Origin of the sequence: Campylobacter coli, assembly GCF_009730395.1 — a bacterium.
In the GTDB taxonomy this organism is placed as follows: domain Bacteria; phylum Campylobacterota; class Campylobacteria; order Campylobacterales; family Campylobacteraceae; genus Campylobacter_D; species Campylobacter_D coli.
Genome location: NZ_CP046317.1, coordinates 1,617,379 through 1,638,541, shown reverse-complemented (window position 1 = coordinate 1,638,541; position 21,163 = coordinate 1,617,379). Strand labels below are relative to the sequence as shown.

The 21,163-nt window shown below is 31.3% G+C and carries 20 protein-coding genes; all 20 read right to left on the bottom strand.

The genetic code is table 11. The annotated features are described in order from the left end of the window. Positions 1–573: 573 nt before the first annotated feature. On the bottom strand, positions 574–2,940 hold the full coding sequence (locus tag FOC43_RS08385; RefSeq protein WP_004284409.1) for a DUF7494 domain-containing protein: 2,367 nt from the start codon (positions 2,938–2,940) through the stop codon (positions 574–576). A gap of 12 nt (positions 2,941–2,952) precedes the next feature. Then, the gene (locus FOC43_RS08380; protein WP_002806927.1) at positions 2,953–4,326 is read right to left on the bottom strand and encodes an NADH-quinone oxidoreductase subunit N; all 1,374 of its coding nucleotides are present in this window, start codon (positions 4,324–4,326) and stop codon (positions 2,953–2,955) included. Continuing rightward, positions 4,316–5,806, bottom strand: a complete 1,491-nt coding sequence (locus tag FOC43_RS08375) for an NADH-quinone oxidoreductase subunit M (protein ID WP_002777906.1) — start codon at positions 5,804–5,806, stop codon at positions 4,316–4,318. Before FOC43_RS08375 ends, FOC43_RS08380 begins: the two co-directional genes overlap by 11 nt. 1 nt (position 5,807) lies before the next feature. Continuing rightward, positions 5,808–7,598, bottom strand: coding sequence for an NADH-quinone oxidoreductase subunit L (gene nuoL, locus FOC43_RS08370; protein ID WP_002777903.1), 1,791 nt, complete (start codon positions 7,596–7,598; stop codon positions 5,808–5,810). A 2-nt stretch (positions 7,599–7,600) separates the two neighbouring features. Next, positions 7,601–7,894: an NADH-quinone oxidoreductase subunit NuoK gene (nuoK, locus tag FOC43_RS08365; RefSeq protein ID WP_002777902.1), complete on the bottom strand. Its 294-nt coding sequence runs from the start codon at positions 7,892–7,894 to the stop codon at positions 7,601–7,603. Beyond that, on the bottom strand, positions 7,894–8,409 hold the full coding sequence (locus tag FOC43_RS08360) for an NADH-quinone oxidoreductase subunit J (RefSeq protein WP_002799155.1): 516 nt from the start codon (positions 8,407–8,409) through the stop codon (positions 7,894–7,896). The genes nuoK and FOC43_RS08360 overlap by 1 nt, the downstream gene beginning before the upstream one ends. Further along, the gene (gene nuoI / locus FOC43_RS08355) at positions 8,406–9,071 is read right to left on the bottom strand and encodes an NADH-quinone oxidoreductase subunit NuoI (RefSeq protein WP_004284418.1); all 666 of its coding nucleotides are present in this window, start codon (positions 9,069–9,071) and stop codon (positions 8,406–8,408) included. The genes FOC43_RS08360 and nuoI overlap by 4 nt, the downstream gene beginning before the upstream one ends. 9 nt (positions 9,072–9,080) lie before the next feature. Next, the gene (nuoH, locus tag FOC43_RS08350) at positions 9,081–10,079 is read right to left on the bottom strand and encodes an NADH-quinone oxidoreductase subunit NuoH (protein ID WP_002777899.1); all 999 of its coding nucleotides are present in this window, start codon (positions 10,077–10,079) and stop codon (positions 9,081–9,083) included. Beyond that, a complete protein-coding gene (locus tag FOC43_RS08345) occupies positions 10,072–12,534 on the bottom strand; it encodes an NADH-quinone oxidoreductase subunit G (protein ID WP_002788144.1) in 2,463 nt (820 codons plus the stop codon). Before FOC43_RS08345 ends, nuoH begins: the two co-directional genes overlap by 8 nt. Then, positions 12,531–13,223, bottom strand: a complete 693-nt coding sequence (locus FOC43_RS08340) for a hypothetical protein (protein ID WP_002777897.1) — start codon at positions 13,221–13,223, stop codon at positions 12,531–12,533. The genes FOC43_RS08345 and FOC43_RS08340 overlap by 4 nt, the downstream gene beginning before the upstream one ends. Continuing rightward, positions 13,220–13,447: an NADH-ubiquinone oxidoreductase subunit E family protein gene (locus tag FOC43_RS08335; RefSeq protein WP_002777895.1), complete on the bottom strand. Its 228-nt coding sequence runs from the start codon at positions 13,445–13,447 to the stop codon at positions 13,220–13,222. Before FOC43_RS08335 ends, FOC43_RS08340 begins: the two co-directional genes overlap by 4 nt. Continuing rightward, entirely contained in the window at positions 13,444–14,670 is a 1,227-nt protein-coding gene (gene nuoD, locus FOC43_RS08330; RefSeq protein ID WP_002783417.1) for an NADH dehydrogenase (quinone) subunit D, read from the bottom strand. Before nuoD ends, FOC43_RS08335 begins: the two co-directional genes overlap by 4 nt. 1 nt (position 14,671) lies before the next feature. Continuing rightward, on the bottom strand, positions 14,672–15,466 hold the full coding sequence (locus FOC43_RS08325; RefSeq protein WP_072212047.1) for an NADH-quinone oxidoreductase subunit C: 795 nt from the start codon (positions 15,464–15,466) through the stop codon (positions 14,672–14,674). Then, positions 15,463–15,966: a NuoB/complex I 20 kDa subunit family protein gene (locus FOC43_RS08320; RefSeq protein ID WP_002777888.1), complete on the bottom strand. Its 504-nt coding sequence runs from the start codon at positions 15,964–15,966 to the stop codon at positions 15,463–15,465. The genes FOC43_RS08325 and FOC43_RS08320 overlap by 4 nt, the downstream gene beginning before the upstream one ends. Further along, positions 15,948–16,337, bottom strand: a complete 390-nt coding sequence (locus tag FOC43_RS08315; protein ID WP_002777882.1) for an NAD(P)H-quinone oxidoreductase subunit 3 — start codon at positions 16,335–16,337, stop codon at positions 15,948–15,950. The genes FOC43_RS08320 and FOC43_RS08315 overlap by 19 nt, the downstream gene beginning before the upstream one ends. 117 nt (positions 16,338–16,454) lie before the next feature. Further along, a complete protein-coding gene (locus FOC43_RS08310) occupies positions 16,455–17,120 on the bottom strand; it encodes an ATP-binding cassette domain-containing protein (protein WP_002781479.1) in 666 nt (221 codons plus the stop codon). Further along, positions 17,113–17,823, bottom strand: a complete 711-nt coding sequence (locus FOC43_RS08305; protein WP_002781477.1) for an ATP-binding cassette domain-containing protein — start codon at positions 17,821–17,823, stop codon at positions 17,113–17,115. Before FOC43_RS08305 ends, FOC43_RS08310 begins: the two co-directional genes overlap by 8 nt. After that, on the bottom strand, positions 17,820–18,575 hold the full coding sequence (locus FOC43_RS08300; protein ID WP_141110475.1) for an ABC transporter permease: 756 nt from the start codon (positions 18,573–18,575) through the stop codon (positions 17,820–17,822). Before FOC43_RS08300 ends, FOC43_RS08305 begins: the two co-directional genes overlap by 4 nt. A gap of 25 nt (positions 18,576–18,600) precedes the next feature. Beyond that, positions 18,601–19,545 carry an ABC transporter permease gene (locus FOC43_RS08295; protein WP_002783424.1) on the bottom strand — a complete coding sequence of 315 codons (945 nt, stop codon included), beginning with the start codon at positions 19,543–19,545 and terminating at the stop codon, positions 18,601–18,603. Further along, the gene (locus tag FOC43_RS08290) at positions 19,546–21,084 is read right to left on the bottom strand and encodes an ABC transporter substrate-binding protein (protein WP_002806917.1); all 1,539 of its coding nucleotides are present in this window, start codon (positions 21,082–21,084) and stop codon (positions 19,546–19,548) included. Between the last annotated feature and the right edge of the window lie 79 nt (positions 21,085–21,163).

Here is a 21,163-nt window from a genome sequence, read left to right as displayed (position 1 = left end):
ATACAATTTAGATTGATATGCAAGTATCAATCTAAAGATTTTAATTTGTTGATACTTTTAACTTATTATTTACTAACACTTTTAATTGATTATTCATTAATATCTTTAATTCGTTATTTGTTAAGTTCTAGGTTAGGTATTGGTTTGTTTTTATAGTTCCTTATTTACTAGTTTATTCTGTATTTTATTGTTATATTGTTGCTCTTGTGAATTAATTTGCTTATCCATTGAATTTATTTCTCACTTCACTTAAAATAAATCACCTTCTTGATTAAATTCCTTACTTAACTTCATGTTTTGCCTACTCGAAAAAATGACTCACTTTATAGATTGTAAAAATTAATATACGCTATATAACTTTGTTCGCTTATAAATTTATACATATTTATACCCAAAATTGAAAGCTAGCATGGAAAGAACTATTAAAGATAAAAAGATTTTTATAAAGAAAAATATAGTAAATTTCTTAAAAATAAAAATATGATTTTAGTTTTTATTATGATGATTTAAAAAATCCAAGCTAAGCAATCACAAAACAAAAATCATCTCAATGCATAGAAAATCAAATTAAGCTTATTGGGCTAAAATTTGATTTTTATCTCGACATAAATTTTGCCAATTAGAAGTAGTTTTAAGTTCCAAACACTGCTTTAGACTTTCTTTTTGCGCCTGAGTATTTTGCATTCTTTCATAAGTCATACTTTGCATATATAAAGCTCTAGCCCTATCTTCATCTGAAAGCTTTAATTTTAACAAATCTATTAATACTGCTAAAGCTTCTTGATTTTGATTGGTTTTCGCTAAAGTATCAAGATAAATAAATTCTAAATTGGGGCTAAAAAGATTAATTCCTTTTAAATTTTGATAGTCGATAGCCTTGGGCGCATAAGTTAAAATCGTTGTTTGCATATTGTGATCGTTTGCGTAAATTAATAAATTATCATAAGCTTCAACCATTGTAAAATTCATAGGAAAGCTTTCTAAAATTTGTAAAATTTTAATAGCCATATTATAATCATCCATTTTCAAATAAGACAAAAATTGCAAATAATAAGCTTTAAAATTCTCCTCATCACTCTTTAAAATTCTAGAATTTGCTATTTCTCGAGCTATATTTAAAGCTAATGGATATTGTTTATTATCATAAAGTATAGATGCTTTTTGCAAACCATAAAAAATAGAATCTTCATTATGATTTTTATCGATATAATCCATTGCTTGTTGCATATTTGAAGTTCTCATAAGACAAGCTAGCATTTGTTTTTTATTTTCTATCTTTTGTCCAATTTCGTAAGCATTAAATTGTGTAAATATATTAACAGCATTGATACAATTATCGGCTTTTAAATCATTGTTTAGAAGCTGAATAGCTGCTTGCTCTAATAATTTTGCAGAATTTGTTAATTTCTTATTTTCTATCTGATCTTTATAGGTCAAAACTGCACTTAAGTTACCCTCTTTATAATAAAGCGCAACATCTTCGCTTAAAGCTTTATTGACTATATTTTCATCTTTTTGAGCGTATTCTTTCATCAGGTTTGCATAACGCTGATGTAAAAATGTAGCATTATTATCCGCTAAGGCAAAGAAAACCTCATCATTTGCTTTTCTAATTTCATCTAAATATTTTCCATCTAAATAATTATCCATATATAAATCAAGATATTTGTTAGCATCACTTGATCTTGAAGTCATAGCTAGGGTTAAAGCTAGATCCTTTAAAACCTGCTCATATCTATCATCAATTTTAGGCATTTTTACAAAAACATCTTCATAAATACTTGCACTTATGTCATATTGTTTATGCTGATTAAAAAGCTTAGCAAGCTCTAAAGATCTAAACATATCCTTTGGAAAATATTCGGGATTGGCTTTTAAAATTGTATTGACATATTGCACAGCTTTATCGATTTGATTATTGGCAAGATAATCTTTGATTAAGCTCATTGCCGCCCTTGCTGCCAAATCTAAATTTTTGGTGTTAAAATAAATATCCTCATAAATATCTATAGCTCTTTCTTTCTCGTTTAAAGGATAGATGTAATCAGCATAATCAAGTCTTGCTAGCTGAGTAAAATAACTATTGGGTTGCTCATTATTTAAAATCGACATAGTATATTCTATATCAGCGCGTTGCGATAAAGCAATATAGGTTCTTAGCATAATATGCAAGACTTCTGGAAAATTCTTATCGCTTGTAAAAGTACGATTCCAATTTTTAGCCTCATCAATCATTTTTTCCAAAACTTGCTGATCGCGCATACTTGGATCTTGAGTGTAAATTTGGCTTTGTGCTCTAAGCTTATAAAGTATAAACTCATTCATAAAAATACTACCACGATAGCGATTGATAGCATTTTGAGCATCTATAACCACTTGAGTATAATTAGCCTTATCGTACTCATTTTTTATACGCAAATAGGTATTAATATCAGCACTTTGAGGGATGATGACAGGATCTGAATTTAAATCCAAAGCTCCGACATAAGGTAAACTTTCATATGGAAAATTGATATTAAAATCAAGTCCATCATAATCTTTTACATGCTCTAATTCTGGAGTAAAAATGAAAGTAAAACTCTTGCTTTTATGCATACTAGAAGAATTTAACTCCTTATCTGCATAAATATTTTGCGATAAATCAAACATTCTTGCACTCATTTTAGGCAGGATAATCATCTTAATCTTTTGAGGTTCTTTAATAAATTTTAGATCAAAAGCAGTGAAACTTTGATCGCTTAATTTATTATCTACTACACCCATAATCTCGCATTCAAAATGTATTTTATCTTCAATAACAATCTTTTGACAAGTAAAATCTAAGTCATTACTAGCATGTAAGACCGCAAAAGCTTGATTGTTCTCACGGCCTGTATTTAGGGCTAATTCAAAAGAAAAAAGAGTACAAATACTCAGCAATACCAAAAATATAATTTTCATACAATAATTATATTATATTTTGAGTAACAAAAATAAAGCAAATACACTAATCAAAGTACAAAGAGCTAAAATAAAACTCTGAATAAAATTTAAATGCTCCGAAACTTTAGCTTGAGTTTTTACAAATAAAGCATGGATAACTAGCTTTAAATACGCATAAAGCATAATAAGCGATGCTAAAGCCATAAAAAGAGCTAAATACCAATAATCAGCGACAATTAAAGTTTTTAACACCATCACCTTACCCCAAAAAGCTCCAAATGGCGGAATTCCAGCTAATGAAAGTATACAAAAGCTAAGCGATAGTGCAATCAAAGGCTTTTTAAACAACAAAGCATTAAATTCTTCAAACAAACTTCCCTTAAAGGTACTAAGAATCAAAAACACACCATAATTAGCAAAACCAAAAAGCACCCAATAAACAAATATAGAATTTAAAACATCATCGGCCGCATTTAACAAAGGTATACATGCTGCTAAAACAAAACTAGAATGCACTATAGAACTATAAGCAAACATCTTTTTGACATCTTTTTGACTCAATGCGGCTAAAGCTGCAACAAGCATTGAAAATACAGTCAATACATTTAAAATATTTTCAAATCCTAAATGATTTAAAAAGCTAAAAAGTCTGATAACTACAACAAACATTGCTATTTTAGGAACAACAGAGATAAAAGCGACCAAATTTACATGTGCTGAAGAATACACATCTTTTAACCAAAAATGGAAAGGAGCTAAAGAAAGTTTGATAGCACATAAAACAAAAATCATAACTCCTGCGCCTAAAAGCATAGGATCTTTATCAAGAGCCAATTTTAAACCCAAATCCAAAGTGCCTGTTCTAATATAAATCAAAGCCGACGCCATAACAAAAAAGCCCGAACCTACTGCCGCAACGCTAAAATATTTAATAGCACTTGAAATAGCATTATTACTTCCGCGCATAGCAATAAGTGTATAAAGAGCCAAGGAAGAGCTTTCAAGTCCTATGAAAATCAAGATCAAATTTGAGCTTGAAACCATAAGTAAAAGCCCCGCTACCATAAATAAAAACAAACTATAAAATTCGCCTTGATTTTCTTCTTTTTGCATCAAAAGATATAAAAACGAAAAACATAAAATAACCAAAGAAGCATACAAAGAAACAATATCATTATTTAAAGTTCCTAAAAATCCTTTTGCTTCTAAGCCTTGCGCAGCGATATTATTTAAAATTAAAAAAACACTCACAATCAAAGATAAAGAGCTAGTAGCCATATAAAAAGTTCGATGAAATTTCCAAAAACCCGAACAAAGCAAAAGCACGATAGCCACAGCAATCAAAAATGCAAAAGGATAGGATAAAGGGATATTTAAGCTGCTTAAATCGATATTACCTAACATTATTTTCCCCTTCTAAATGATTTAAAAATCGAATGGTTTGATCATCAATAGCTCTTTCTTTCATTTTTTCAACGATAAAATCCGCATCTTTATTTAAAGGATCTAAAAAAATCTTTGGTGCTATACCCAAATAAAAAATTAAAACTACTATAGGTATCAAAGAAAGAATTTCTCTTGCGTGCAAGGAGCAAGTTTCAAGCTGACTTTCTTTTTGCATAAAAAACATTTTTCTAAATACATGAAGCATATAAATAGCGCCTAAAATAATCACAAGTCCTGCCAAAAGAGCATAAAGTAAATTAAGTTTTGCAACACCTAAAAGAATTAAAAATTCTCCAACAAAAGATATTGTCAGTGGTAAAGATATACTTGCAAGTAAAATCAAAGTAAAGAAAATAGTAAATAAAGGCGCTTTATTGGCTAAAGAATGATAATAAGAAATTTCAAGTGTACCGTATTTTTTATATAAAAGTTCAGCCATTAAAAACAAGGCTCCTGTAACAATACCATGTGCAAACATATAAAATACTGCTCCACTAAGTCCCAAAGCATTAAAAGAAAAAATACCTAAAATCATAACCCCAAGGTGAGAAATCGAACTATAAGCGATCAATTCTTTTAAATTTGAAGCACGGTAAGCAATTAGAGCATTATAAACTATACTTACTATACACAAAGCTACCACTAAAGGCATAAAATACACACTTGCATCAGGAAAAAGTGGCAAGCAAAAGCGTAAAAATCCAAAAGGAGCCATTTTAAATGCTACAAGCATCATAGAAACTAAAATAGGCGAATTTGCATAAACCTTTGGTGCCCAAGTATGAAAAGGGAAAAGCGGTGCTTTAATAGCAAAGGCGATAAAAAATGCTCCAAAAAGTAAAATTTGTTCATTAAAACTCATAGCCGAAGCATTATTTTTCCAAATTTCTATATCAAAAGTGAAAATATTTAAAAGTTTGTAGGTCGCATAGGCTTGATAAATTAAAGCTAAAAGCATTAAAATCGAACCCGCAAAGGCATAAATAAAAAATTTAATCCCTGCTCTATAATCTTTACCATATACTCCCATAATATAAAGCAAAGGCAAAAGTGAAAATTCCCAAAATACATAAAAGAGTAAGCCATCAAGCGAAGAAAATAATCCCATAATCGCAAATTCTAAAAAGAATATGCAAGATACCATTGCTTTTTGCTCAATCTTTAAAAATAAAAAACTTAAAAATATCATCAAGGAGCTTAAAAGCATTAAAATCAAAGCTATGCTATCAGCGCCTATATGATAACTCATGAAATTGACTACCTTGAAAGGAAGTTGATATTCAAGGTTTATTCCATTTAAATAATCTTGCCAAATCTTGATATTTAAACCAAGCACCATTAAACTCGCTATGACGCTAAAAACTTTTATACCCCCACGATTCAAAACAAGAGTTACAAAAGCGGCAATTAAAGGAAAAAAGATTAGATAATTTAACATTTTACACCACCCATACCAAAATAAGCAAAATCACAAATCCTGCCACCAAAAATCTAAGCATTAAATTAAGACTATTACTCATAATTATTTTTTGCGAAATCAAATTACAATAATAAGCAATTTTGTCCACTATAGCATCAAAAATATAAGTGTCACAATGTTTTAAAACTGCACACAAGCTTTCGTATTTTGAAACTATAAATTCATGATAAAACTTAGGGATAAAATAATCATTGCTCAAAAGTTTATGGATTTTATTTTGCTCTATGCTATCTTTAAACCAAGAAGCCTTATAGGCTATAATGGCTAAAACTACACCCAAAACAGCCGCTACGCTCGCACAAATCATTACAAGTTTATTTTGAGCATCGATAAAAATGAGTTGAGTGCTAAGATATTCGAAAAAACTATGCTCAAACAAGCCTGCGATAATAGCTAAAACCACCAAAGGACTCATAGCCAAAAGGGCTATTTTACTTGCTTCATGTGGATGTTTATCGTGTCTAGAAGGAGTAAAAAATACCAACATTAAAAGTCTAAAACTATAAAAAGCGGTTAAAAAGGCTGAAATTAAAAGAATTAAGAAAATTCCATGATAATGAGCGATAAAAGAATAACCCAAAATCAAATCTTTTGAGAAAAAGCCTGCTAAAGGATAAATTCCTGCCAAAGCCAAAGAACCTATAGTCATAAAAATAGCAGTGATTTTTAAAGATTTAAAAAGCCCACCCATTTTTTTAATATCTAATTGATCATCCATTGCATGCATAACATTTCCAGCGCCTAAGAAAAGTAAAGATTTAAAAAAAGCATGGGTTACTAAGTGAAATAAAGCTATACCATAAGCTCCAAGTCCTGCAGCCACAAACATATATCCAAGCTGCGATAAAGTAGAATAAGCGATAATGCGTTTTAAATCCCTAGCCACCAAAGCCATGGAAGCTGCAAAAATAGCCACAAATGCTCCTAATAAAGCGATAAAATAAGAAACCTCAGGCACTAAAGAGTAAATTTCTCCTGCACGAATAACCAAATAAACCCCCGCAGTTACCATGGTAGCAGCATGGATTAAGGCTGAAACAGGCGTAGGTCCTGCCATTGCATCTGCAAGCCATGTATGAAGAGGAAATTGCGCGGATTTTCCCATAGCTCCGATAAATAAACAACTTGCAATCAAAACCAAAGCATTATGATCTAAATTTTGTGCTATGGCAAATACTTCATTGTATTTTAAAGTGCCTGCTTGGATATAAAGCCAAAAAATTCCCAAAAGCATACCCAAATCCGCAATACGATTCATAATAAAAGCTTCATTAGCTGCAAAAGAATAGGTATTGTTTTTATACCAAAAACCGATCAAAAGCCAAGAGCAAAGCCCTACCCCTTCCCAGCCTACAAAAAGTCCTAAAAAATTATCACTCATCACTAAAAAAAGCATTGAAAATACAAAAAGCCCTAAATAAGCAAAAAATTTATTAAAATCTTTATCATGAGCCATATAAAAAATACTATAAAAATGCACACAAGTTGCTACAACACCCACAACACTCATCATAGTAAGAGAAATAGCATCTATGTTAAATCCAAAGCTTAAACCTATAAACCACTCAAATAAACTTACATTAAAAGCTTGATTGTTAAAAAGTAGATACAAAGAACAAAATGCACTTATACCAATCAATAAAGAACATACATAAGCGACAAAAATTTTTCTTTCACTTAAAGCAAAACAACTTGCAAATAAAAAAGCTACAAAAGGGCTAAAAAGAGAAATCAAAGCTAAATTTTGCATTATCAAACCTCCTCTTTTAGGCTCTTTAATTCTAAAGTGCCTTTTCTTCTATACCAAAGTACGCAAAATGCTACACCCACAGCCACTTCGCAAGCAGCCACACCCATCACAAAAAGAGCAAAAACTTGTCCATTTAAATCCTGATGCATCTTAGAAGCTGCAACAAGAGCTAAATTTGCTGCATTGAGTAAAATTTCACTTGAAATAAAAAGCATAATGAGATTTTGTCTTTTTAAAATACCGATTAATCCTACAATAAACATTGCAATAGCTATAAAAAAATACTTTTCTACCATTATCTTTCCTTTGTAAGCTCTTTATGTGTAAGCACGATCGCACAAATTAAAGCGATTAAAAGCAAAATAGCTATAAATTCAAAAGCTAAAAGATATTTTGAAAAAATAGCAAAAGCAAGTTGCTTATTATAATCGAATAAATTTGGATCGCTTAAAGCTAAATCACCCGCGATATTTTGGTGCTTAAAGCCTAAAAGCATAAACAAAAGCAAAACAGCACTTAAAATCACTAAAAGAAAAAAACTCTTCTTAGCTCTTAATTTTTCTTTAAATTCTTTGGAGCTATCAAAAAACATCATAGCAAAGCTATAAAGCCCAAGCACAGCCCCGCTATAAACTATGATTTGTATCACTCCTAAAAACTCTGCATCAAGTAAAAAATAAAAACCCGATAAAAAAACCATTCCACCGGCTAAAGCAGAAAGAGAATAAAGCATATTTGTACTCAAAACCGCTACTAAGAAAAAACCTAAAACCACTACACTAAAAAATGTAAAAGCTAAAATTTCTATCATTTAACTTCTCCTTGTGGAGCTAAATTTAGCAATGTGCATTCTTCATCAGTGCATAAATTTTTTTCTCTTTCTTGTAAAACTTCATAATAATTTGGAGTTTTTTTCACAAGTAAATCCGCATCCTTTCTAAGGCTACCCGCACCCTCAAATTCAACTTGATTTTTAAGCTTATCAATAGGAGTTAAAAAATCTTGTTTATAGCCAAAATAAGATCTTTGTTCGGCTGCATTTTCATACTCTGTGCCATGAACTATAGCAAGTTCAGGACAAACTTCAGCACAAAAACCACAATAAATACAACGCCCCAAATTAATACTATAATTTCCCACCTTTTTACGAGCATTTTCATCTAAAGAAGTTTCCATCCTGATACAATTACTGATGCAAATCTTCTCACAAAGCCCACATCCTATGCATCTTTCATTTTCACTTTCTATAAAACGCATAAGACGGTGTACAGCGCGGTAGCGATTGTCAAGCTTTACCTTTTCAAAGGGATATTTTATGGTTGCGCTATTGTTTCTTTTTAGCATTTCACGCATAACCACCCACAATCCCACAAAAAGCTCTAATTTCACACTTCTTTTTAAAGCTTGTGAAATCTTCTGCCAAGTGCTAGTAGGAGTCTTTCTTTTTTCATCAATTAAATAATAATTTTTCATCACAAACTCCTATATAAGTACTGCAAAGGCAGTGATTAAAAGATTTAAAACCGCCAAAGGAATTAAAATTAAATAACACATTCTCATCACTTGATCAGGACGAAGTTGTGGAAAAGCTGCTCTAGCCCAAAAATACCAAAAGAAGATAAAACTTGATTTTACTATCATCATAATCCAGCCAGGTATAAAATAAAAGTCATTAAAACCGCCTAAAAATAAAAGCGTAATCAAAATCGCTCCTGCTATCATAGAAGCATATTCTCCTATGAAAAACATACCCCATCTCAAACCCGAATACTCCGTACCATAACCCGCAACGATGTCGGCTTCATTTTCAGTTAAACAAAGTGGAGTTCTATTGGTTTCGATAAATAAAGCAATCACAAAAAGTGCAAAAGCTAAAGGCTGTTTAAAAATAAGCCATGAAAAAAATCCATCGCTTTGATAATTGTTAATATCTATCAAAGAAAAAGATCCTACAAGCATCACAATAGCTATTAAAGCAAGGGCTCCTACACTCTCATAAGAAATGATAGCTACAAGCCCTCTTGCAGCACCTATGATTGACCATTTATTGTTACTTGCAAGGCCACCTAAAAATATAGCATAAAAACAAAGCCCCGAAGTTCCTATAACAAAAAGCAAAGCCACATTAATATCAGCAATCAAAGGCTGTATAGTGCGTCCAAATAATGTAAATTCAGGAAGCATAGGAATAGCCGCTAAAGAAACAAAAGCACAAATAGCTGCAATCAAAGGCGCTATAGCAAAAATCAATTTTTGTGAATTTGAAGGTATGATATCTTCTTTAGTAAAAAGTTTTATCATATCTGCTACAAGCTGAATAAGTCCAAAAGGTCCTACCATATCAGGCCCAATGCGTCTTTGAAAATAAGCCAAAACCTTTCTTTCTGCATAAGTTGCAAGTCCTGCTAAGGTAGCAAAAATTGCAATCACTATAATACACTTAATTAAAGCCTCTAAAGCAAAAAAAGCAAAATCACTCATGACTCGCTCCTAATTTTTCTAAATTTGCCACAATAAATCTTTCATCAAAAAAACTTAGCGTGTCGATTTTTTCGTCAAAATAAGGTAAAAAAGCCCCATTTTTTATGTCTTTATCTATACGCACGCTAAGACTTAATTCCTTATCTTTAATCTTAAGTTTTACAAGATCTTTATCTTGCAAGTTTTTTTCTTTTGCCAAATTCTGACTCACTCCTAAAAAAATCGCTTCATTGGTTGCACTTGCACGATTTGAAAATCTACCAAATTGATAACTAGGATTTGCACTGTAAAGCAAAATTTCATCTTCTTGTAATGTTAAATTTTGCAAATGGGGAGCTATAAATTCATTTTTAGCACTTTTTTTATGGCATTCTAAATTTAAATCATATCCTCTTTTGCATTCTCCACCATTGGTATAAAAATTATCAAGACTATCAAATTCCAAAGGAGAAAAACCTTTATTTATAGGGAGTCTCTTAGTATAATTTATAGTATATTCCTCATCAAAACCTAAAGCATTAGCCAAATCATTTAAAAAATATCCATCAAATTCTAAAGCTGCATTGGTTGGAACTACTTTTTTATCGTAATTTAAAAAAGTACCCTCTTGCTGATTTAAACTCGCACTAGCTAAATTTGCATGCTCTTCATAAGAAAAACTAAAATCACCTTTTTCATTGTAGCCTAAAGTCTTGCCTTCTTGCGTGTTTTTATCCAAATCACAAATCATAGCCACACCTAAGGTATTTGTATGTGTAGGATTTAAAAAGACTTTAAAAGGAGTTGTATTTTGGATCAAAGCTAATAATTTAGCCAATTTTTTAGCATTTTTATGAAAATAAAAATCACTTCCTATAATCAAAGTAAAATTAGCCTTTTTAAGCAATAAATCTTCTAATTTATCCTCATCTATACCCAAATTTTTAGCAAAAACCGAGCGTTTTACTTCTATAGTTTTTTTCACTTTTTTAGGCACGACTTTTTTCACTTCTTTAGAAATTTCATTACCCTCTTCATCTTTTTCTACAACTTGCTCTATAACTTCTTCATTAATACTTTCTTCTATTTCTTTATTCCCATTTACAAAAAATTCAGCTAAATTTGCTTTTATATTTTCATCTTGAGTGAATTTTTGAAGTAAGAAATATAAAATTTGCTCCTCATCTCCGCTTTTGTGAGTATGTGAAATGAAATTTTTAGAATACTTTGCAATGCCTGCATCTTCTATAGGATGAAAATAAAGTCCCGAGCCTTTATTCATCACTAAGGCATTGTTGATTTTATAGCTAAGCGTAGGCGCATCGTATCTTAAAAGCATTCCTGCAACGACTAAAAAATCACTTTTTGTGATATCTTGGGTTGTAGCATTATAAAACTCACCGCCATTACTTATAAATTCTTCCAAAAAGTCTTTAAATTTTAAAGCTTCGTTATTGATAAGATTTAAGCCGAATTTCTTTTTGAAATTTTGCAAAATCAAAGCTTCTTCGTTTGTGATAAAGCTATTGAATTTAATATTTCTAATCTCATTTTTTTCAAAAAGTTCTACAAGCTCTTTAAAAGCTTTTTCATCCTTACTTGCCTCATTTTGCGTATCAAAAGCAAATCTTGCAGCCTTATTTAAACTCGCAAAAGCAAAATCATTACTTACGCGATAAATTTTAGCTTTTTGATTGCTAATACCGCTTTGTTTGACATCATAATACATAAGCTCACAATCACTTGAATGCGGATTTGAAGCAGGAATTCTTTTTAACTCCCAAATATTAGAAGTATATTGGAATTTAGAACCTATCAAAGCCCCTGTTGGACATACACTAGTGCACTCTCCACAAAAAGAACAATCAAGCATATCTCCATTTGCAGGGCCTATCAAACTCTTTTGAAATTTCGTCCAAATCGCATAAGCGTCTTTACCCATACTTTCTTTAAAGCTATTATCTACACTATCACCTCCGCGAGGCACTGTTTTTAAAGCACTTTCGCCGATTTTATCCTTACAAACTGTGATACAACGCTCACACACTATACAAAGTGCAGGATCGTAATTAATCATTCCCCAATGTTTATGCGGTTTATGTGTGTCTTTAATCCAATGTCTTTGGATATTTACACGGCTTTTATGAGTGAAATTTTGCAATTCACACTCGCCTGATTTATCGCAAACTCCGCATTCTAAAGGATGGTTGATACAATAAGCTTGCATGATCTCATTTCTTTCATCCCAAAGATTTTGTAAATCACTTTCTACAACCATACCCTCTTTTGCTTTAGTATTGCAAGAATACACTTTTTTACCATCAGCCTCTACCATACACATACGACAAGCCAAAGTCGGGCTACAGCCTGAAAGATAGCAAATTGCTGGGATAAAAATATCATTTCTTCTTGCTATATTTAAAATATATTCGCCTTCTTCAAAGGCGCAATCTATGCCATTTATTTTAATTGTCATTTTGCTTCCTTTATGCGAATTGGAGTAAAATCAAAACCTTGTTGATCATAATTTAAAAAGGCTATAGTGCCTTGCAAATTTTCATCCAAACAAAGTGTGGTTTTAAGACTAAAATCCTTAGCCAAAACTTCGACTTCACTTTTATCTTTGCATTTTGCAATTTGTAAAAACTGCTTAGAACAATGCAAATTATCATCCTTTAAATTTGCTCTAAAAAGCACCAAACCATCATAGCTATCGAGCTCTTTTAAAGTACTCAATTTTGCATTTTTAAAATCACATTCTTTTTCATTACTGTCTAAAATTTTAAGTTTGTATTTTTGGCTTAGAAAATTTAGAAAATATTTAATATTTTCACTATCTTTGTAAGAATTAATATTTTCATCTACAATTAAGTATTTTGCATTTTCTAAAAAATCTAAAATTTCACTCGCCTCTTCTTCACCAAGACAAGATTCTGCACTCAAATATCCCTCATCTAAGTCTTGAAAATTATCCATTTCGCTCATCTTACAAAGCAAAGCTAAAACATAACTCAAACTTGCAATTTCACATTTATAAAATTTCGCATTTAAATTCTTATCTTCAAGGCAAGAAATATAAATATTTTCACCTTGAATTTTTTCACATAAAATTTTATTTTTAAGACTTAGCATATCCACAAAACAAAGCGCTCTTTCATAACTCATACGCTTTCCTTTTTAATCACTATAGTCCAATCCACTTGATTAAATTTCAAGGAATTTAAAAGCTCACAGCCTTGTTCTTTTACAAAAGAAAAACTTTTTTCAACAGGAGAAAAATCGCCGATTTCAAAAAGCACCACTAAAACCTCACCTTGTTTTGCTTCTTTTATGATTTGTGCTAAATCTTCAAAAAGCTCTTTGCTTTTTCTTAAATCTACTCTTCTCATCGATCTATCTCACCTAAAACTATATTTACATTTCCCATAATGGCCACAACATCAGCCAAATAAGTCCCCACAAGCATTTCTTCAAAAAATGCACAATGCCAATAACTAGGCGTTCTAGCCTTTAAACGATAAGGTCTTCCTGTACCATCACTATGGATAAAAAAGCCAAGCTCACCTTTTGGACTTTCAGTAGGCACATAAACTTCGCCTTTAGGAGGTTTTAAACCTTGGGTGATTAAAACAAAATGCTGCATTAAAGAATAATTCTGTGTTAAAATTTGTTCCTTTGAAGCACTTACATACTCAGGATGGTTGGCTAAAATTTCAGGTGGAGTATCTTTGTAAAGCGCGGCACATTGTCTAAGTATTTTAAGACTTTCGCGAAATTCTTGCATATAAACTTTATATCTAGCATAAGAATCTCCTTGCGTTGCATAAGGCACGCCAAAGTCTATTTCATTATAAAGCAAATAAGGCTCTTCCTTGCGTATATCATATCTTACGCCACTTCCTCTTAACATCACCCCTGTACAGCCCCAATTCATTGCTTGTTCTTTGCTTACAACACCTACATTTTCAGTTCTTAGGCGCCAAATTCTATTATCATCTAATAAAGCTTCATAATCAGCGATATCTTTAGGAAATTTATCGCAAAATGCCAAAAGCTCATTTAAAAAACCTTCAGGCAAATCAAGCATAACTCCACCTATTCTCATAGAAGAATGTGTAAGTCTTGCTCCACAATATTTTTCTATCAAATCCAAAACATACTCGCGTTCTCTAAAGCAATACAAAAATACACTCATCGCCCCAATATCAAGTGCGTGAGTTGCAAGCCAAAGCAAATGCGATGCGATGCGATTAAGCTCTAAAAGTATCATTCTTATCACTGCTGCACGGCGTGGAATTTCTAAGCCGCAAAGCTTTTCAACAGCTGCACAATAAGCATAATTATTAGCCGACGCAGCGATATAATCCATCCTATCAGTTGTCGGGATAAACTCTTGATATATCATATTTTCAGCCATTTTTTCCATACCACGATGCATATAGCCTATGGTAGGGCGCGCTTTTACAACCTGCTCTCCATCAAGTTCTAAAATAAGGCGTAAATTTCCATGTGCTGAAGGGTGCTGTGGCCCTAAATTAATAATCATTTTTGAGTCTTCTTGCTCAAAAGCTATATTTTCATAATAAGGTTTTAACTTGCTAGGAATTTGCATTTTAACGCCTTTTCTCTAAAATTTTTGCTTCGTCGCGTTTGACTTTTTTTACAAAAGCAACGCCTCCATCTTCTTGATACTCTTGTTTAAAAGATACCTCTTTTCTAGATCCACCTTTTGGTACTTCATGATACAATCTTGCAAAATTGAGTGTATCTTTATCATCTGCAAAACCTGGATCTCTTTGCTCAACTCCTACGACTTCGCGATATTCTTTACCAAAAATTTTATCGATCTCATACCACTGCGCAAATTCATCTCCTTGCAAAGGATAGGTTTTTAAAAGAGGATGTCCATACCAATCATCAGGCATTAAAATACGCTTTAAATTAGGATGATTTATGATAAAAATTCCAAACATATCATAAATTTCTCTTTCGCTCCAATTTGCGCCCTTAAAAACATGTGCTACGCTTTGCAAGCGTTCTTTTACACCCACAAAAGTTCTAACACGCACTCTTAATCTTTTTTCTAAATTTAAAAGCTGGTAAAATACTTCAAAACCATTTTTATCAGCTACAAAATCAATAGCACTTGCTTCTGTAAAATTTAAATATCCTAAGGTATGAAGCATTTGCAGGGTTTTAACATTGTCTTCTTTTTTGATTTCTATCACCCAAAAATCAAGTTCTATAAAAGAATTTATAATATCAACTTCTGTTTTTAAAACCTCATAATCTTGCTTAAATGCACTCTCATTGACATCCAATTTTTGAGTATGGGGTGCATGATAAAACCTATCTTTATAATAATTTTGAAGCTGGGCATTTTTTTTATCGCTATATTTTCTCATCACACCAACCTTTTTGGAGCTATTTTGCGACTAGCTTTTTCTTTTCGAATTTTTTTCTGTAAAATCATCAAGGCAAACTGAAAGCTTTCAGGGCGTGGGGCACAGCCTGGTACATAAATATCAACTGGAATGATCCTATCTACACCTTGAACGGTAGAATAAGTATTAAACATACCCCCTGTATTTGCACAACTTCCCATAGAAATCACCCATTTAGGATCGGGCATTTGATCATATAGCCTTCTTGTAAATTCAGCGTGCTTCTTACATAAAGTCCCTGCGATAATCATCACTTCACTATGGCGTGGAGAAGCTCTAAAAATCGTTCCAAATCTATCAAAATCATATCTTGATCCCCCTGCTGCCATCATCTCGATCGCGCAACAGGCGAGTCCGTAGGATAAAGCCCACAAAGAATTACTTCTCCCCCATTGAACAAGCTTATCTACGCTTGTTAAAACCACTGGCAAACCACTGGCATAATTTACTTGATGCTCTGCCATGCAAACGCTCCTTTTTTATAAGCATATAAAAATCCAACTCCTAAAAGTAAAATAAAAACAAATACTTCTAAAAGCCCAAACCATCCTAAATCTTTAAAAATCAAAGCCCAAGGAAATAAAAACACCACTTCTATATCTAAAAGAATAAAAATCAAAGCTACGATGAAGAATTGGGAATTAATCTTATTAGCTTGTTTTACCGGAATTGGACCACATTCATAAATTCCAAGTCCTAGTTTTTTACGATTTTTTGCAGCAAAATTATTGCCAATTTTAGAAGCTAAAAAAACCAATCCAAAAAAAATAACACTAGCTAGCACTAACATTAAAAATATACCGAAATAAGGATGCGAAGCATCAATGTGGGACATTTTTTCTCCTTTTTTTAAACACTTTGAATCACTTCACAACAAAAAATAAAATTTACACACTTTGTTCTATTTTACTCTAAACTTTCTATATTGAAACTTAATAAGAATAAATATTGTTTAAAGTTTCATTTTTTTACACTTAAAGTTAACAAAAAACCCATCTTGATGAGTGATAAAAATATAAGAAATCAAATTTTCTTGCTGATAATGGTATAAAAATTTTAAGATTTCTTTTGAATTTTTCATATCAAGACTAGAAGTAATTTCATCTAAAATAAGCACTTTTGGCTCTAAGATCAAAGCGCGGATAAGTCCCACGCGAGTGGCTTCTCCTCCACTTAACTCATAGGGTTTTTGCTCTAAAATTTGTTTTTTTAAGTTAAAGCGATCAAAAAATTCTAAAATCTTTTCTTGCTCTTTTTTTATATTGAAATTTTCTAGACCATCTTGGATAAGATTTTTGATTTTTTTATAGGGGTTTAAGGCTGCTTTTTGATCCTGAAAACAATACTGAATTTCTTTTCTTAAAAGTCTTTGTTTTGTTTTATCAAGACTATGAGGATTTAAATTTTTATATATAATTTCTCCAAAACTTGGATTTTCTAAAAAACAAAGTATTCTAGCTAAAGTGCTTTTTCCTGCGCCACTTTGCCCTAAAATCATCAAATTTTCATTCTCTTTTAAAGAAAAATTGATATTTTCAAAAATCAAATGTTTTTCTTTTTTCAAATACCAATGCTTTTTAAACTCATAAAATTTACCTAAATTTTTAACTTCAAGCATGATAAATCCTTAAAAATTCATCCACTCTAAAAAGTTGCGCTTGATTTTTTTCTAAAAAAAGCACCTCATCTGCTAAAGAATTGACTAAATTTAAATCATGTGTGATACAAACTAAGCCTAAAGTATTTTTTAATTTTTTTAATATTTGAATGATTTTTTGCACATTTTCTTTATCTAAAGAAGCTGTAATCTCATCGCAAATTAAAATTTGAGGCTTGCTTAATAAAGCTAGAGCTAAACTCACTCTTCTTGCCATACCCAAACTTAATTCATTTGCATAAGAATGCCACAATAAATCTACATCATCAAAGCCTAATTTTTCAAGCAAATCAAAAGCATATCTTTTACGGTCCTTTTGATTTAATTTTGTATGAGTTTTTAAAATAAGATGAAATAAATTTCCTATATTCAAATACGGATAAAGACTAAGCTCTGCATCTTGTAAAACAAGTCCGACTTTAGAACGAAATGCACGAAGTTCGTTTTGATTTAAATTGAAAACAGAAACTTCATTAAAGCTCCATTCATCTGCGTTGATTTCAAATTTAGGATCAAGCAGTCTGATTAAGGATTTTCCCAAAAGACTTTTTCCAACCCCACTCTCACCCACAATCATCAAACTCTTAGCTATTTTAATATCAAAACTTATATTTTCAAAGATCTTTTTTTGATTTAATTTTAAGCTTAAATTTCTTACCTTCAAGATCTTACTCCACCGATTTTTTGCAAATAATTTCCAAGCCATAAAAGGGGTAAGAATAAAAACATAAGAGCTAAAAGTGGAAACAGTATCATCCACCAAGCGCCTATAAAAATAGCTTTTGAAGATTCGTTTAACAAGGTTCCTAAAGTCGGTATATTAAAACCAAGACCTAAGCCAAAAAAACTCAAAGTCGCTTCAGTAGCTATGGCATGAATGATATTAAATATAAAAAGAACAAATATTAAAGATTTTAAAGCTGGCAATAAATCCTTAAAAAAAGCTCTAAATTTAGTCCTTCCTAACACTATACTTGCTTTATAAAAGTCTAAATTTTCTAGTCTTTTTAACTCGCTTTCTACAATCCTTGCTATAAAAGGCCAATGCACTAAAGCGATTAAAAAAATCATTAAAAATATATTTACACCCACAAAACTTTGAAAAAACATCATCAACAAAAAAGCAGGCAAAGCTAAAAAAAGATCTAAAATTCGCATCCAAAAAGTATAAAAAAAACATCTTGCTAAAAATAAATAAAAAAGAGCAAAAAATATAGACAAAAAAGAACTACAAATTCCTATAAATAAAGAAATTCTCAAAGCAAAAAACAAACGCGAAAATACATCTCTACCTAAAAAATCAGTCCCTAGATAATAAGTCAAATTAGGAGCTTGGTGCAAATGATTTAAATGACTTTCTAAAACATCAAAAGGAGCCAGTAAAGGCGCAAACAAAGCACTTAAAATCAAAAACATTAAAGGCGTAAGAAAAAGTATTATCTTAAACAAATTTCAACCTTTTTAATCTTGGATTTAAAATCCAAGCAAAAACATCGCTTAAAAATGTAAAAAAAGCAGCAAGTAAAACACTAAAAAATATCAAAGCCAAAGCCATAGGAAAATCCTTAAAAAGAATGCTTTCAAAAAGCAAACTCCCAAGCCCCTCATAAGCAAAAACACTCTCAACCACATAAGTTCCCATCATAAAACTTAAAGCACTGCCTCCAAAATAAGCTATAATAGGGCTTAAAGAATATCTTAAAACCAAAAAATAAATATCTTTTTCCCTTAAGGCTCTAGCGTATAAATTTTGAACAAAAATTTGTGAAAAAGTTTCATTGATAAAATTTCTAGCTATGCGTAAAAACAAAGCTAAATGAGATAAAACAAGCACTAAAACAGGCAAAATCAAATGCTCTAAACGATTTAAAAAATCATCTTCAAAGCCTATATCACTAGTCCCTGTTATAGGCAAAACCTGCCAAAAAATTCCAAAAATCAAAACAAAAAATAAAGCCAAAACAAAAGGCGGTAAAGCAAAAAAGTTAAAGGCTAGAAAAGTGATCAATTTATCTATAAAACTTTCTTTATAATAATATCCCAAAAGTGCCAAAAAAACACTGAGTAAAAACAAAAGCACTAAGGCGCTTAGACTTAAAATCAAGGTATTTGCCATCCTTTCTTTAATGAGCTTTAAAACACTTTCCCCACTTAAAAAAGAAACACTTAAATCCCCTTTTAAAGCCTTAAAAAGCCAAATTTGATACTGCTCTAGCAAGGGCTTATCCAGCCCTAAATTGGCTTCTATTCTTTGAACCAATTCCTTGCTTTGAGAATTGACTTTATTTGCATACGCTACACTACCTTTACTAAAATAAAGCAAAACAAAGCATAAAAAAGTGCTAAAAAATGCGATAAAAATACTAAAAACTAAGCGTTTTAGCACTTATTTTTTACTCCACTCATAAATATTCCAAGTAAAACCTACTCCATGATGGCCTAAATTTCTTGCTTTAACACCCTCAAGTTTAGCATTATAAACTAAGGCAAAATCAAGATAAGTTAGAAAAATAAAAGGAGGATTTTCATACAAAGCATCAATAAATTCTTTATAATACTTTTTGCGTTCTTCCAAATTTAAAGTATTTCTAGCTTTTTGTAAGGCTATATCTACCTTTTTATCATGATAATGCCCAAAATTCCAACCCTCATTATTTAAAGCACTATCTTGCGAACTTTCAAACACTCTAAAGGTATGAAAATCAGGATCTAAAGGACTTCCCCAACCCACTAAAAAACTATCTACTTTAGAATAATCAAAACTGCCCGCAGGCTTTGCTACAACCTTAGCTATAACCCCTATTTTTTTAAACTCGCTTTGCAAAATTCCTGCCAAACTCACCCTTAGAGGATCATTACTCATAGTCCAAATTTCAAATTCTAAAATCTTGCCATCTTTTTCAAAAATACCCTCATCGTTTTTCTTAAAACCTAAAGCCAAAATCAAATCTTGGGCTTTTTTAGGATTGTATTCATAAGTTTTAAAAGCTTTAGAATCCGCCCAAGAACGCTCTAAAGGATGATTGGCTACAAAACCATAATCATGCAAAAGATTTTTGACTATACTTTGCTTATCAACAGCATAATTTAAAGCCTTTCTTATTTGAATATCTTTTAAAAATTCATTCTCTAAATTAAACATTAAAGCTCTATAATCAGCAGATCTTTCACGCAAAATTTTAAAATTTTCATCCTTTTTAAAAATATTCAATAAAGAAACATCAATCAAAGCCGCATCAATTTTGCCATTTTTAAGCTCTACGCTTGCAACCGAAGGATCAAAAATATGTTTGATGATAAGTCTTGGGGTTTTTACTTTTGTAAGATAAAAATTCTCATTAGCTTTAAACTCTACATATTCGCCCTTTTTCCATTTTACAAATTTATAAGGACCTGTGCCTATGGGATTTTGATTAAAAGAAGCAGTATTTAAGTCTTTATCACTAAGTAAATGTTTAGGAAGCATTCCTATACTTAAAGCATCTAAAAATGCAGGAAAAGGTTTAGAAAGCGTGATTTTAAGATGATAAGGATTTAAAATTTCTATACTTTTAATATCTTCAAAATTCACATAAACTGAAGAATTATTTTTAGGATTTTTAAAAGCTTCAAGACTGAATTTAACATCATCGGCACTAAATTTCACTCCATCGTGCCACAAAACATCTTCACGCAAAAAGATATCATAGCTAAGTCCATCCTTGCTAACATTCCACGACGCAGCTAAATCAGGCTTTAAGCTCATATGCTCATCAAAACGCGTAAGTCCTGAAAATACAAGATTAATCACCGCATCATGATCTTCGCTATATGCAGGATTTATCCTTGAAATTTCATTTTCCACAGCTACGATTAAAGTATCTTTTGGAATTTTAGCCTCAAGATTGAAAAACAATAAAAATAGTAAAATAAACCATCTAAGCACTTGTAACTCCTCAAATTTAAAATTAAAAAAATTATAAAATAAAAAATAAGAAGCCACAAGCCCTATAGGGGGATAATTT

Excerpts from the sequence above, each read along its gene's own strand:
- FOC43_RS08375 (WP_002777906.1), bottom strand. The coding sequence starts at position 5,806 with ATGTTAAATTATCTAATCTTTTTTCCTTTAATTGCCGCTTTTGTAACT.
- FOC43_RS08300 (WP_141110475.1), bottom strand. The coding sequence starts at position 18,575 with ATGTTTTTGATTTTAAGTGCTTTGTTTGCGCCTTTACTGGCTCCTTTT.
- nuoD (WP_002783417.1), bottom strand. The coding sequence starts at position 14,670 with ATGCAAATTCCTAGCAAGTTAAAACCTTATTATGAAAATATAGCTTTT.
- nuoI (WP_004284418.1), bottom strand. The coding sequence starts at position 9,071 with ATGAAAAATTATTATTTAATTGATGAAAAAAGAAAGACTCCTACTAGC.
- FOC43_RS08315 (WP_002777882.1), bottom strand. The coding sequence starts at position 16,337 with ATGTCCCACATTGATGCTTCGCATCCTTATTTCGGTATATTTTTAATG.
- FOC43_RS08385 (WP_004284409.1), bottom strand. The coding sequence starts at position 2,940 with ATGAAAATTATATTTTTGGTATTGCTGAGTATTTGTACTCTTTTTTCT.
- FOC43_RS08345 (WP_002788144.1), bottom strand. The coding sequence starts at position 12,534 with ATGACAATTAAAATAAATGGCATAGATTGCGCCTTTGAAGAAGGCGAA.
- FOC43_RS08320 (WP_002777888.1), bottom strand. The coding sequence starts at position 15,966 with ATGGCAGAGCATCAAGTAAATTATGCCAGTGGTTTGCCAGTGGTTTTA.
- FOC43_RS08310 (WP_002781479.1), bottom strand. The coding sequence starts at position 17,120 with ATGCTTGAAGTTAAAAATTTAGGTAAATTTTATGAGTTTAAAAAGCAT.
- FOC43_RS08335 (WP_002777895.1), bottom strand. The coding sequence starts at position 13,447 with ATGAGAAGAGTAGATTTAAGAAAAAGCAAAGAGCTTTTTGAAGATTTA.
- FOC43_RS08380 (WP_002806927.1), bottom strand. The coding sequence starts at position 4,326 with ATGTTAGGTAATATCGATTTAAGCAGCTTAAATATCCCTTTATCCTAT.
- FOC43_RS08340 (WP_002777897.1), bottom strand. The coding sequence starts at position 13,223 with ATGAGTTATGAAAGAGCGCTTTGTTTTGTGGATATGCTAAGTCTTAAA.
- nuoK (WP_002777902.1), bottom strand. The coding sequence starts at position 7,894 with ATGGTAGAAAAGTATTTTTTTATAGCTATTGCAATGTTTATTGTAGGA.
- nuoH (WP_002777899.1), bottom strand. The coding sequence starts at position 10,079 with ATGAGTGATTTTGCTTTTTTTGCTTTAGAGGCTTTAATTAAGTGTATT.
- nuoL (WP_002777903.1), bottom strand. The coding sequence starts at position 7,598 with ATGCAAAATTTAGCTTTGATTTCTCTTTTTAGCCCTTTTGTAGCTTTT.
- FOC43_RS08360 (WP_002799155.1), bottom strand. The coding sequence starts at position 8,409 with ATGATAGAAATTTTAGCTTTTACATTTTTTAGTGTAGTGGTTTTAGGT.